General features: G+C 47.2%; 12 protein-coding genes. 8 read left to right on the top strand and 4 right to left on the bottom strand.

Annotated elements, in window-relative coordinates; translation table 11 throughout:
- Positions 1–289 precede the first annotated feature (289 nt).
- The 8 genes from C3Y98_RS02735 to C3Y98_RS02700 all read left to right on the top strand — a co-directional run bounded on the left by C3Y98_RS02735 (position 290) and on the right by C3Y98_RS02700 (position 7,680).
- Positions 290–895, top strand: a complete 606-nt coding sequence (locus tag C3Y98_RS02735) for a TetR/AcrR family transcriptional regulator (RefSeq protein WP_135276581.1) — start codon at positions 290–292, stop codon at positions 893–895.
- 68 nt (positions 896–963) lie between these two features.
- The gene (locus tag C3Y98_RS02730) at positions 964–2,133 is read left to right on the top strand and encodes an iron-containing alcohol dehydrogenase (protein ID WP_135276580.1); all 1,170 of its coding nucleotides are present in this window, start codon (positions 964–966) and stop codon (positions 2,131–2,133) included.
- Between the two features lie 74 nt (positions 2,134–2,207).
- Positions 2,208–2,513 (top strand): putative quinol monooxygenase, encoded by a 306-nt coding sequence (locus C3Y98_RS02725; protein WP_135276579.1) that lies wholly within the window; start codon positions 2,208–2,210, stop codon positions 2,511–2,513.
- A gap of 110 nt (positions 2,514–2,623) precedes the next feature.
- Positions 2,624–3,586 (top strand): LLM class oxidoreductase, encoded by a 963-nt coding sequence (locus tag C3Y98_RS02720; protein WP_135276578.1) that lies wholly within the window; start codon positions 2,624–2,626, stop codon positions 3,584–3,586.
- 48 nt (positions 3,587–3,634) lie between these two features.
- A complete protein-coding gene (locus C3Y98_RS02715; RefSeq protein ID WP_135276577.1) occupies positions 3,635–4,657 on the top strand; it encodes a zinc-binding alcohol dehydrogenase family protein in 1,023 nt (340 codons plus the stop codon).
- A gap of 36 nt (positions 4,658–4,693) precedes the next feature.
- Positions 4,694–5,683: a zinc-dependent alcohol dehydrogenase family protein gene (locus tag C3Y98_RS02710; protein ID WP_019896707.1), complete on the top strand. Its 990-nt coding sequence runs from the start codon at positions 4,694–4,696 to the stop codon at positions 5,681–5,683.
- Positions 5,684–6,196: 513 nt separating this feature from the next.
- Entirely contained in the window at positions 6,197–7,318 is a 1,122-nt protein-coding gene (locus C3Y98_RS02705) for an alkene reductase (protein WP_036302128.1), read from the top strand.
- A 50-nt stretch (positions 7,319–7,368) separates the two neighbouring features.
- Positions 7,369–7,680, top strand: coding sequence for an ArsR/SmtB family transcription factor (locus tag C3Y98_RS02700; protein ID WP_019896709.1), 312 nt, complete (start codon positions 7,369–7,371; stop codon positions 7,678–7,680).
- A gap of 242 nt (positions 7,681–7,922) precedes the next feature.
- On the opposite strand, the gene C3Y98_RS02695 is transcribed toward C3Y98_RS02700, so the two are convergent.
- Genes C3Y98_RS02695 through C3Y98_RS02680 form a run of 4 tightly spaced genes read right to left on the bottom strand, consistent with a single transcriptional unit; the run spans position 7,923 to position 14,184 of the window.
- Complete coding sequence (locus C3Y98_RS02695) at positions 7,923–10,217, bottom strand: heavy metal translocating P-type ATPase (protein ID WP_081621905.1); 2,295 nt, start codon at positions 10,215–10,217, stop codon at positions 7,923–7,925.
- Between the two features lie 40 nt (positions 10,218–10,257).
- Positions 10,258–10,467 carry a heavy-metal-associated domain-containing protein gene (locus C3Y98_RS02690; RefSeq protein ID WP_019896646.1) on the bottom strand — a complete coding sequence of 70 codons (210 nt, stop codon included), beginning with the start codon at positions 10,465–10,467 and terminating at the stop codon, positions 10,258–10,260.
- Between the two features lie 17 nt (positions 10,468–10,484).
- Entirely contained in the window at positions 10,485–11,060 is a 576-nt protein-coding gene (locus tag C3Y98_RS02685; RefSeq protein WP_019896647.1) for a DUF2231 domain-containing protein, read from the bottom strand.
- The gene (locus C3Y98_RS02680; RefSeq protein ID WP_019896648.1) at positions 11,053–14,184 is read right to left on the bottom strand and encodes an efflux RND transporter permease subunit; all 3,132 of its coding nucleotides are present in this window, start codon (positions 14,182–14,184) and stop codon (positions 11,053–11,055) included. Before C3Y98_RS02680 ends, C3Y98_RS02685 begins: the two co-directional genes overlap by 8 nt.

Here is a 14,184-nt window from a genome sequence, read left to right as displayed (position 1 = left end):
CATACCAAAAACAAAGCTGGTCAGCAGCAATGGAGGACAAAGCTTTCATTCACTTAAAGTTTTAATATTTCTACAATTGGCTTAAAGCTTATCTTCATAAAAATTTACAGAATTTTATATAACCAAAGAATCTCATACTCATGAGAAACATAGCAGATTTTGAATTTTCAGTTATTAAAAATTTATCATTCGTCGTCATCAAACAAATTCATATTAGATTCTTAGCATAGTAAAACGGATTTTTATATTTCAGTTAGACGACTGGTCTAATCTATGCAATAATGCGCTTATGGGTAACAAACTTCCAACCACAAAATCTAGTGATACACGTCAGCAAATTTTAGACACAGCCAAGGATATCATCCTAGGCAAGGGCTTTGCTGCTGTCGGCCTCAACGAAATACTCTCTGCTGCAGGGGTGCCTAAGGGGTCGTTCTATCACTATTTCAAATCCAAAGAGCAGTTTGGCGACGCATTGCTGGAAAATTACTTTGACGATTATTTGCAGATGTTAGAACACTTACTCAAAGATGACGGCAGTTCAAATTCCAGCCGACTGCTCAAGTTTTTTCAATCATGGCTGGATAGCCAATCGAGCGATGCCACAACAGATAAATGCTTAATTGTTAAATTGAGCGCAGAAGTGACGGATCTCTCCGAAGCTATGCGTATTACATTAAAAAACGGTACTGATCGTGTCATCGCGTGTCTTACCAACTGCTTGGAAGAAGGCATCCGCAAGGGCGAATTTCCTGCCAATCTAGATGTAAGTAATGTCACCGCAGAAATTTATTATATGTGGATTGGCGCTACGCTTTTGACCAAAGTCAATCGCACACGCGCTGCTTTAGAGTGCGCCATGAATGCTACGAAAATAAGACTTGCACTTAACTAAGCCAATTCTTTTTATTTGGCACAATACTAGCCGACTGGTCTAATAATTTTAATGTTTAAGGAGTTTTTATGCTGAATTTTGAATTTTATAATCCCACACGAATTGCTTTTGGCAAAGGCAAAGTCGCGGAAATTGATAAGCTGATACCTATTAAAGCCCGCGTATTAATTCTGTACGGCGGCACTAGCGCAAAAACGAATGGCACTCTGGATGAAGTTAAAGCCGCACTGAGTGAGCGTCACGTCGAGGAATTCAGCGGCATCGAGCCTAATCCAACTTATGAAACACTCATTAAAGCTGTTGCCCAAATCAAAGCCAACAATCTTGATTATTTGCTAGCAGTCGGCGGTGGCTCGGTGATTGACGGTACCAAGTTTGTCGCAGCATCGGTATATGCTGAGGGCGATCCGTGGGAGATTTTGCTACAGCACGGTACAAATGTTAAAAAAGCCATGCCTTTTGGCACCGTGCTGACATTACCTGCAACAGGCTCTGAAATGAATGATGGTTCCGTGATTTCACGTACCGAGACCGCATCTGGCTTACACGATAAGCTCTATTTTACAAGTGAGCATGTGTTTCCACAGTTCTCCGTGCTCGACCCGAGCAAAAGCTACAGCCTGCCGCCGCGCCAATTGGCCAACGGCTTGGTGGATGCCTATACGCACATCATGGAGCAATACCTGACCTACCCAGTGGAAGCGCGTGTGCAGGATCGTTTTGCGGAAGGGTTGTTGCAGACGCTGATTGAAGTTGGACCTAAAGTTCTTCAAAACCCAGAAGATTACGAATTGCAAGCCAATTTCATGTGGGTGGCCACGCTAGCCTTAAATGGCTTGATCGGCTCTGGTGTGCCAAGCGATTGGGCGACGCACATGATTGGCCACGAAATCACCGCACTGCATGGTTTGGATCACGCACAAACGCTAGCTATCATTTTACCGAGCATGCTCAGCCTGCGTCGCGATGCCAAGCGTGCCAAGCTACTGCAATATGCCGAACGCGTTTGGCATATCAGTGAAGGTACGGAAGATGCGCGTATTGAAGCGGCCATTCAGAATACACGATCATTTTTTGAGAGCCTAAATGTACCAACGCGATTATCTGCCTATGGCATTAGCGCAGATGCCATTCCTGCCATACTGTCACAGCTGGAAAGTCATGGCATGGTCGAGCTCGGTGAACACAAGGATGTGACGCTGGACAAGAGCAGGGAAGTACTGGAAGCAAGTATTTAGATTTTTAGTAAGGTGGATTAAGCGCAATAGCGCGCATCCACCAATTTAGTCTTGAATTTTTATTAGGATAAATTATGAGCAAGAAGTTAGCACTATATGTACGTCTGCACGCCAAGCTAGGTAAGGAAGCAGCACTGGAAGCATTTCTGAAATCCGCATTGCCGCTGGTAGAAAATGAGCCAGAAACCGCTACCTGGTACGCACTCAAATTCGGCCCTGCCACCTTTGGAATTTTTGACACCTTTATGGATGAACATGGCCGACAAGCGCATTTGACCGGGAAAATCGCTGAGGCACTGATGGCGAATGCTGCAGACTTGCTGGCCGAGATGCCGGTGATCGAAACCGTAGATTTACTGGCAGTCAAAGGCCAGGCTTAAATCAGTTTTTGCCTAAGTATAAAGCTATTCCCTTGACTATTTCGGGCCTATACTGGTACATCACTTTCCTCCCTTATGTGGTGTGCCAGTGTTTTTTCTTGTAGAGCAGAATGTTTACCCCTAATCCAAATCAATCACCGACAACCAACCGTGGATGGCAGCGTGTATTCCAACGCAATAAACTTACACTGGGCATCATGTTTCCAATCGAAGCCTTCGAGCGCGACCAACCTACCATGCATAAGCAGGTAACGCTGGCACAGTTTGCCGAAAAAGCTGGCTTTGCTAGCCTAGGCTTTCGCGATGTGCCTCTACGTGACCCAAATTTCGGTGATGTCGGACAGGTATTCGACCCGTGGACTTATCTCGGATATATGGCCGCGCAAACCTCAGAAATCGCATTGTTAACGGCGTCCATCATTCTGCCATTACGCCACCCAATACATATTGCTAAGGCCGCCGCCAGTATAGACCAGTTATCCAGTGGCCGATTGTTAATGGGTGTTGCAACTGGTGACAGAGTGGTGGAGTTTCCAGCCTTCAATGTGGATTTTGAGTCACGCGGTGCGATGTTTCGAGAAGAAATCGAGTTGCTCAAGATTTATTGGTCAGAGTACTTTCCGCAAGTCAGTAGCAGCTTCGGCCATCTGCAAGCTGCCGATGTTATCCCCAAGCCGATCGCTTCGCATGTACCCTTGCTTGTGACTGGCCACAGCCAGCAGGATTTGGGTTGGATAGCACGCAACGCCGACGGCTGGATGAGCTACCCTCGCAATATTGAGGCACAGGCCCAAGTGGTGCAGCGCTGGCGAGATTCAGTTGAAGCAGAACTACCAGGACAGTACAAACCATTTACACAGTCTTATTTTATTGATCTTACCGACAACCCGAATGAAGCACCAACGCCTATTCATTTAGGTCACCGACTCGGCAGGCATGCCTTGCTGATGCATCTGCGTGCTAGCAAACGTATTGGTGTAGATCACTTGATATTCAATTTGAAATATGGGAAACGTGCAGCTGACGAAGTGCTGCAGGAACTGGCAGAGTTTGTGCTGCCAGAATTTATTTGACACATAAGCGCAGGCGAGGATGCCTGCGCCACTAAAACAGGAGACACCATGAAAGCCGTTGCTCTAACCAGATATTTACCTATCAGCGATCCTGAATCGCTGATGGATGTCGAATTACCGAGACCCGTGGCAACCGGTCGCGATCTTCTGGTGAAGATCCACGCCATTGCAGTCAACCCTGTCGATACCAAAGTGCGTAAGCCTAAAGACAAGCTGGAAACGACACCTAAGGTGCTGGGTTGGGATGCCGCTGGCGAAGTGGTCGAAGCTGGCCCAGACTGCACATTATTCAAATGTGGCGACAAAGTATTTTACGCTGGCGACATCACGCGCTCAGGCTGTAATGCCGAATACCAGCTCGTGGATGAGCGTATCGTCGGCCATATGCCACAGAGCTTGAGTTTCGAACAGGCAGCAGCTTTGCCGCTGACTGCGATAACCGCTTGGGAGGCACTATTCGACCGGCTGGGCATTTCACTTGATATAACGCAGAACCGTAATAAGAGCCTGCTTATCATAGGCGGCGCTGGCGGCGTAGGTTCGATTGCAATCCAACTCGCGAATAAGTTGACGGGATTGACCGTGGTAACCACGGCATCGCGGCCAGAGACCGTAACATGGGTGCAGAAATTGGGCGCACAGCACGTCATCAATCATCAGCATGACCTGGTGACGCAAATGCGCGAAATCGGCATTCCCCAGCCTGATTATATTTTATGTTGCAACGATACCGATGGCTATTTTGTTGTCATGGCCGAGCTCATCAAGCCGCAAGGCCGCATCTGCTCGATTGTGGAAACCGCACAGCCGGTAGACCTTAACTTGCTAAAGAACAAAAGCGCGACTTTCGTCTGGGAGTTGATGTACACCCGATCTATGTACCAGACGGAGGACATGATTGAGCAGCACCATATCTTGGATCGTATCGCACGATTAGTAGATGAGGAAGTACTTGCATCTACGCTCAACGAAACACTGTCTCCTATCAACGCTGCCAACTTGCGTAGGGCGCACGCGCATCTCGAAGCCGGTAGCACCATAGGTAAGATCGTATTGAGCGGCTGGGCTTGATTTCCACACTATTTTTTACATCATCAGGAGATAAAAATGTCACGTATCGTCAGATTCTACCAAACCGGTGGGCCAGAAGTATTACAGATAGCAGATGAACAAGTCGCCGCACCAGGCAGGGATGAAGTGCAGATCAAGGTGCAAGCCATCGGTCTCAATCGTGCAGAAGTCATGTTCCGCAATGGTCAGTATTTGGAAGCACCGATACTGCCAGCGAGGCTGGGCTATGAAGCGGCAGGCATAGTCAAAGCAGTGGGAGGTAACGTGACTGAGTTCAAGATAGGTGATGCGGTCAGCACAATCCCAGCGTTCTCTCAGAATCAGTATGGTGTTTATGGTGAGTTGGCGAATGTGCCTGCATTTGCCGCGGTAAAGCATCCACCATCACTTTCCTGGTCAGAAGCAGCCTCCATCTGGATGCAATATATGACTGCCTATGGCGCATTGGTGGAGTTTGCCGATACCAAAGTCGGTGAGTTTGTGCTGATTCCGGCGGCATCCAGTAGCGTGGGTGTGGCAGCTATAGAGATTGCCAATCTGCTGGGTGCTATTCCCGTTGCTTTGACGCGCACCAGCAGCAAGCGCGAGGCTTTGCTCAAGGCCGGTGCCAAGCATGTGATTGCGACGGAAGAACAAGACCTGGTGACCGAAGTGAACCGCATTACCAATAATAAAGGTGCACGCGTGGTGTTAGATCCGGTTGGCGGGCCGACCATCAGCAAACTGGCAGAAGCGACAGCCCAAAGCGGCATTATTTTCCAGTATGGCGCGCTAAGTACAGAGCCGACGCCATTGCCGCTGTTCCCCGTGCTCGCCAAGCAATTAACCATACGCGGGTATACCTTATTTGAAATCAGCACTCATCCTGAACGCATGGCACGCGCCAAAGCCTTCATTGTGCAAGGGTTGACTGAAGGCAAGCTGAAACCGCTGGTGGCCAAAACCTATCCGCTAGCGCAGATTGTCGAAGCACACCGCTATATGGAATCCAACCAGCAGATCGGCAAAATTGTGGTGACAGTTTAGCACTATTAGCAACTGCATAGGCGCTTTGCAGTCGGTTGGGCAGTCAAGTTTGAGTGCCGAAATGAAGCCTCCACGATGAAAGTATACAAACATAGAATCTGGGGGCGTTAATGGTGGATTTTGTTTAGCAAGCTCACCCTAACCCTTTAGCGGGACGCCTGACGGTGCTCATGCATTTAACTAATGAAGGTCAGTTAAGGGACGATTAGAGTCGGTTATTCTAACAGCTCATATAATTCTAAAGAGAAAGTCAGCTTAATCCTGTCTACTTTCAGTTTAAGGATATTAGGAGTATTTGAACTGCTATTTTAACTTTATTCCGGGATGGGGTTTTATGAAGGTCGAAAATGGATTCCGCGATGACATTCTGACTGTATCAGCAATCTTAATTCTACTTTTTATTTATGAGCATATATGACCCATAGCTGAACTTCATATATATATTCAAAACAACTCTTCACATTTATGCATTTAAATGTGACAATGTATGCAACTTAAATTAAAGAGGCATATATGAACGTATCGTCATTATTTGAAAAAGTCCAATTAGGCGACTTGTTTTTACCCAATCGAATTGTATTACCGCCACTAACTCGCTGCCGTAGCTCTCAACCGGGAAATGTGCCAAATGAATTAATGGCAAGTTACTATAAACAACGCTCTACTGCAGGTTTTATGGTTACAGAAGGTACACAGATTGAAACACGTGGGCAAGGCTACGCTTGGACACCAGGCATACACTCAGAGGAGCAAATAGAAGGTTGGAAGAAAGTAACGAACGCTGTACACGAAAGTGGTGGAATTATTTTTTGCCAACTTTGGCATGTTGGCCGAGTATCCCATTGCGAGTTACAACCAAACGGAGATGCACCAGTAGCACCATCAGCCATTCAAGCTAAGTCTGTAAAGGTATTCATCGAGACTGGACCTGGCGAAGGTGCTTTGGTTGAACCAAGCATGCCTCGTGAACTGACAACCGAAGAAGTTAAAGAATTGGTTAAGGTATATCGTCAAGCTGCTAAAAACGCAAAGTTGGCTGGATTTGACGGTGTTGAGCTTCATTCCGCTAACGGTTATTTGCTAAACCAATTCATTTCTGAGCACACGAATCACAGAACGGACGAATACGGTGGCTCGCTAACCAATAGACTTCGCTTTTTAAGAGAGGTTACTGAAGCTGTTATCGACGTGTTTGGGCGTAATCGAGTAGGTGTAAGATTCGCTCCACTGTTTACCACCACTACAGAAGACCGCGTTTATCTTGGCCTAGTAGAAAGTAACCCTCATGAAACCTACATTCGTGCTGCTGAAATGTTGAATGATCTTGGTATTGCATACATATCGATCGCAGAGGCAGATTGGGACAACAGCCCAGACTTGCCTGAAACATTTAGACGTGATTTACGTAAAACATTTGAGGGTGCGATAATTTATGCAGGTCGTTATACCGTAGAGAAGGCACTGACAGTAAATTCAAAAGGCTACGGTGATTTATATGCATTTGGTAAACCATTTATAGCAAACCCCGATTTACCGTATCGAATTCTAAAAGGATTATCGTTTAATCAAGTGCATAATCATACTCTTTATGGTGGTGGTGAAGCAGGATACATTGATTATCCATTCAGCACATAATGATCAACTTTAATAGTGGGCTTTCCCACTGGCAATAAGGTGAGAGTAAGATGGATTTAAATGAAGCATTAAAAATGCTAGCTAACCCTACAAGACGTGCAATATTGGCTTGGTTAGCTAATCCTAATGAGGCGTTTAAGGACTACACACAACTTTACCCATACGAGATGTATGGGGTGTGTGCAAGCTTGATTCAGGACAAGGTTGGGCTATCGCAACCTGCCACATCATTATGTTTGAAAGCGTTGCAAGATGCGAACTTGGTCGAATCAACTAAGGTTGGTAAATGGACATACTACAAACGTAACTCGACGGTGGTAGAGCAAGTTCTAGCTACCTTACGTGAAGTATTAAGTGAATAGTGAGGTTGTTATGTCTAGCGGAACTCTAATCAATCAAATAGACCAAATTAGCTCAAATTTGAATGACTGCTATGGGCCGATTACAGTCTGTTAGCTTCTTTAGTTGACCGTCCGCTTTGCGGATTAACACGACTATGGCATATTAGCGGGACAAAGCGGCTATTCCATTTTTGTGAATTGATCTCTATAGACTATCCAAAGCAGACGTTCAAAATACACTAGATATTGATTGAATAATTGTATTACCTCAAACGTAATGCATTGGTAATCACTGATACAGAACTCAAACTCATGGCGAGAGCTGCAATCATCGGTGATAGTAACCATCCAGTCAGTGGGTAAAGCAGACCAGCTGCCAAAGGTACACCTAGCGAATTGTAAACGAAGGCAAAGGTAAGGTTTTGCTTCATATTAATAATCGTCTGCTCCGAGATTGCTCTCGCTTGAGCGATGCCGCGCAGGTCACCTTTTACAAGAGTCACTTGGGCACTATTCATTGCAACGTCTGTTCCAGTCCCCATTGCGACACCTACATTCGCTTTAGCTAGCGCAGGTGCGTCGTTGATACCATCGCCCGCCATTGCAACGAAACGGCCCTCACGTTGTAATTTATCTACCAGCGCTAATTTGTCAGCAGGCCTGACTTCGCCATAGACCTCATCAATACCAAGTTTGGCAGCTACTGATTTTGCTGTTGCAAGACCATCTCCGGTTGCCATGATTACCCGAATATCAAACGATCTGAGAATGCTCAATGCTTCTAATGAACTTGCCTTAATTGGGTCAGAAACAGCTAGTAATCCGGCCATTTTCCGATCTACCGCCAATATCATGACACTAGCCCCCTCGGCTCTTAATGCTTCTGCCTGTGGCTTCAAATCTTCTACAAATACACCAATTTGCGTCATCAGTGCAGTATTGCCTAACGCAAGTGCTTTGCCGGTCACAATCCCTTTAACACCGATACCAGAAATTGAATCAAATGCTTCTACCTTATCCAGTACAAGCCCCTTTTCTCGCGCGGCTTGCACAATAGCATCTGCCAGAGGATGTTCACTTCCCTGATCTAAACTAGCCGCCAGACGCAGCACTTCATCCTCGGTGAACCCTTTGTTAGCAATAATACGGTCAAATCTAGGTTTGCCTTCTGTTAACGTCCCTGTCTTATCGACAATAATGGTGTCAATTTTTCGGAAGTTCTCTATAGCTGCAGCATCACGGAATAACACACCCTGAGAAGCCGCCTTACCCGTAGCAACCATAATAGACATCGGCGTTGCCAATCCTAATGCACATGGACAGGCAATAATAAGCACCGCAACAGCATTAATGAGACCATAGACCCAACTAGGCTCTGGGCCAAATATTCCCCATGCAAAAAATGTCAGTATCGCGATGACGACAACGGTGACAACAAAGTAGCCAGCCACATGATCAGCCATACGCTGCATTGGAGCTCTGGAACGTTGAGCCTGCATCACCATTTGCACAATACTAGAGAGCACAGTCTGAGCACCTACCTTCTCGGCGCGCAACATTAATGCACCATTTATGTTTAGCGTTGCTCCAATCAGCTTATCACCGACACGTTTTGTTACAGGAACAGGTTCACCCGTTAGCATGGATTCATCTACTGCACTTCCGCCTTCAATCACGACACCATCTACCGGCACTTTCTCACCTGGACGAACGCGAAGCGTGTCACCGACATGAACGTGCGTCAAAGGCACATCCTCTTCACTGCCATCAGCATTAATCCTGCGGGCAGTCTTAGGTGCCAATCCCAGTAAGGATTTTATTGCAGCAGATGTCTGTGAGCGTGCCTTCAGTTCAAGCACCTGACCCAGCAAGGTCAGGGAAATGATTACGGCAGCCGCCTCAAAGTAGACTGCCACACGCCCCATCGCCATAAACGACTCGGGAAAAACATCAGGAGCTACCGTAGCAACAACGCTGTAAACAAATGCTGCTGAAGTACCCAGACCAATCAGAGTCCACATGTTAGGTTTGCGATTAATGACTGACTGCACACCCCGCTGGAAGAAAGGCCAGCCTGCCCATAATACAATCGGTAATGAAAGAACGAGCTCGATCCAGCTTTGTGTTGTCATTTCGAACCACTGTAATCTGTGACCCAGCATCGCTAAGACTGTGACGATGATGGTGAGTGGCAACGTCCAAATAAAACGTCGTTTGAAATCCACCAATTCGGGACTATCACCTTCTTCCAGAGTCGGCATTTCCGGCTCCAGAGACATGCCGCACTTAGGGCAGGCACCAGGTTTGTCCTGACGTACCTCGGGGTGCATTGGGCAGGTATAAATTGTACCTGTGGCATTAATTTCGGCAGTTACCGGCTCAGTATTAACAGGATTAGATTGATGATATTGAGAAGGATTTTCTGTAAATTTACCCTTACATCTCGCACTGCAGAAATAAAACATTTTGCCTGAATGCTGCAAAGAATGTGGAGACTGTTCAGTAACACTCATTCCACATACCGGATCTTTTAACTGCTCAGAGTTATTGTTATGCATATCCACGGGCTCTACTCCTTCGATTATTAATGTAGCTTAACTAACCAACCAAACCGTACCCAGCGTTTTTCACAGCCGATCTAAGCTGATCCGAGGTAGTAAAATTCTCGTCGTATTGAACCTGAGTATCGCCAGTTGATAACTCCACCTGCACTCCATCAACACCGTTAATAGATTTCAGTGCTCGCGTTAAACTATTTACGCAACCGCCACATGTCATGCCGGTTACTTTTAAAAATTCTGTTTTCATGATGATTCTCCTTAAATTTAGTGTGTATGCTCATGCTGCGAATGCTCATGAACTTGATCATCTGGCACTGTATCCGCATGGGAATGTTCACTCATGTCGGTCGCAGTGTCACTGTAGTGACCATGTCCAACACCATCTTGTGGAACTGGCAGTGACATGACTCCCAAGCCATGCCGGTAGACTAGCTCTCCACCATGCCATGCCGTGATGGCGACCATACTCCACGCGCCAATCACCGCAACTACAAACCACCAAACAGGAGGTGAATCTATCTTATTGCGCCAACCATCCCAGCTAGCCAGAATGATTAATACTATCGATGTTCCTAACGCCCAGTTGCGGTGGATTAACATGGCAGCGTGACTGGCATCATCATGGGTTACGCTGTTATAAGCCTGCCAGCCAAAAAACACGGCTGGCAATACTGATAATGCGCTTAGCCACAATAGAGTGCGAGCAAGAGTGGCAAAGTTGCTGAAAATTGGCTTCCCTCGCGTTGCAGCTGCCGCAATATGAAAAAAAGCTGACACCGTGGTAAGTGCAATTGGAAAGTGCACTATCAACGGATGCAGGTTAGGAATTATTTCAGGCATTCGGAGCTCCTTTTCTTTGGAGTGATATTTGTTTTATAAGTGCGTAAATTGCCGGGATCACGATAAGCGTCAATACCGTTGAAGAAACCATACCGCCTACCATAGGCGCAGCAATACGCCGCATCACTTCAGACCCAGTGCCGCTTCCCCACATAATAGGAAGTAAACCTGCCATGATGGCCACTACAGTCATCATCTTTGGTCGTACACGTTCTACCGCACCTTCCATCACGGCTTCATAAATATCGGCGACAGTGAAGACTTTGCCTTCGGACTCGCGCTTTGTTTTGAGCTCAATGTATGCATGATCGAGATAGATCAGCATAATCACACCGGTCTCCGCAGCTACACCAGCTAATGCAATGAACCCAACCGCAACGGCAACGCTCATGTTGTAGCCTAGCCAATACATCAGCCAGATTCCGCCAACCAGAGAAAACGGCACTGACAGCATGACGATAAAGGTTTCTGTTAAGCGCTTGAAGTTTAGATATAGCAGCACGAAGATGATGAGCAATGTAAGTGGAATCACGATCTTCATCTTGGCTTTAGCGCGTTCCATATATTCAAACTGGCCGCTCCATGTTGCGTAATATCCAGGTTGGAATTTAACCTGCTCACGAACCGCTTTCTGCGCATCGGCTACATAACTGCCGATGTCTCTATCGCGAATATCGACAAAAATATAAGCGGATAGCAATGCATTCTCGGTACGGATGCTAGGCGGCCCTTTCTCTAAGGAAATGTGCGCCAATTGACCTAGCGGGATCAATGCTCCGTTCATGGCAGGCACTAATACCTGACGCGCGATAGCATCCGGGTCTGAACGCAGTTCGCGTGGATAACGCGTGATTACCCCAAAGCGCTCTCGTCCTTCAACCGTCGTGGTAACTACTTCCCCGCCAAGCGCGCTGCTGATCACATCCTGCAAGTCGCCCACGGCTAGACCATAGCGAGCCAGTGCCATCCGATCCGGCTCAATATTCAGGTAATAACCTCCCGTGATACGCTCTGCATAAGCACTCGTGGTTCCCGGTACGTTTTTAACTACAGCCTCGATAGATTTGGCGAGCTTTTCCATTTCAATCAAATCCCTGCCGAATACCTTGATGCCGATTGGTGTGCGGATACCTGTTGACAGCATGTCGATACGTGCCTTAATCGGCATCGTCCAGGCGTTGCTCACACCGGGCAATTGCACGGCTTTATCCAGCTCCGAGATAATCTTGTCGATATTCATGCCAGGACGCCATTCGCTCTCCGGTTTAAGATTAATGACTGTCTCAAACATTTCCATAGGCGCCGGGTCCGTAGCGGTATTAGCGCGACCTGCCTTGCCAAAAACCGAGGCTACTTCCGGGAAGCTCTTAATGATTTTGTTCTGGGTTTGCATAATCTCTGCGGCCTTCGTCACAGATAGTCCGGGCAAGGTGGCTGGCATGTAGAGCAAGGTGCCTTCGTTGAGGGTGGGCATGAACTCGCTGCCGAGTTTAGTCAGAGGATAGACAGAGATACCAAGCACAAGCAGCGCAAGCAGGATGGTAGTTTTTTTCCAGCGCATCACTAATGCAATGACAGGACGATAAATCCAGATCAGGAAGCGATTTACCGGATTTTTACCTTCTGCCATGATTTTGCCTCGTACAAACAGCAGCATCAGTACTGGTACAAGCGTTACCGAAAGCAGTGCTGCTCCAGCCATCGAGAATGTCTTGGTGAATGCAAGCGGCTGAAACATGCGGCCTTCCTGCGATTCCAGCGTAAATACAGGCAAGAAGGAAACGGTAATGATCAGCAGGCTAAAAAATAGCGCAGGGCCTACCTCTTTACAGGCATCAATAATAAGCTGCAATCGAGGCGCATCAGGCGGTGCCCGTTCAATATGCTTGTGGGCATTCTCTATCATCACAATGGCAGCATCTACCATAGCGCCGATGGCAATCGCGATGCCGCCCAAGCTCATGATGTTGGAATTGAGACCTAACGCATGCATCAGCGAAAATGCAATCAGAACACCAACCGGCAACATCACAATCGCGACTAGCGCACTTCGCACATGCATCAGGAATAGCATGCAAACCAATGCGACCACGATGCTTTCTTCCAGCAGCGTGGTCTTGAGATTATCAATCGCCCGATGAATCAAATCGGAACGGTCATATACGGTTTCCACCGTAACGCCCGGTGGTAAGCCAGGCGCAAGCTCAACGAGTTTTTGCTTGATGTTGTGGATGACTTCAAGTGCATTCTGACCGTAGCGGGACATGGCAATGCCGGCGACCACTTCGCCTTCACCATTGAGCTCGGCAATGCCGCGTCGCTCATCCGGTGCCAATTCAACCCTTGCCAAATCACGCAGCAATACCGGTGTACCTTTATCGGCCTTGACTACGAGTGTTTCCAAGTCACCGATGCCGCGCAGATATCCTTTGCCACGCACCATATATTCGGTTTCCGTCATCTCGACTACGCGTCCGCCGACATCGCGATTGCTCTCGCGAATCACCTGTGTAACACGCGATGGTGATACACCATAGGCTTGCAGCTTGCGTGGATCAAGAACGACTTGATACTGTTTAACAAAGCCGCCAACGCTGGCAACCTCTGCTACGCCATGCGCCTTGGTCAGCTGATAACGTAAATACCAGTCCTGAATTGCGCGCAATTCCTCAAGAGAGCGATTTTTTGCCAATACCACATACTGATAAACCCAGCCTACACCAGTAGCATCCGGACCCAGCGTTGGCGTAACGCCGCGTGGCAATCGGCCAGTCACACTGTTCAAGTATTCCAGTACGCGAGAACGTGCCCAGTAAATATCAGTACCATCTTCAAAGATCACGTAAACAAAGCTGGCACCAAAGAACGAAAAGCCACGCACGACTTTTGATTTTGGTACTGACAACATCGAGGTAGTGAGTGGATAGGTCACCTGATCCTCTACAACCTGTGGCGCCTGCCCCGGATACTCGGTATAGACTATCACTTGAACATCGGACAAATCCGGGATGGCATCCAGAGGCGTTTTTAGCAACGAATAAACACCGGCACCCACTGTAAATAACGTGGCTAACAAGACAAGAAATACGTTGCGTACTGACCAGTTAATAATTTTTTCCAACAT

It is taken from the genome of Methylotenera oryzisoli (assembly GCF_004661485.1).
GTDB classification, from domain to species: domain Bacteria; phylum Pseudomonadota; class Gammaproteobacteria; order Burkholderiales; family Methylophilaceae; genus Methylotenera; species Methylotenera oryzisoli.
This window is presented reverse-complemented; position numbering and strand designations above follow the sequence as displayed.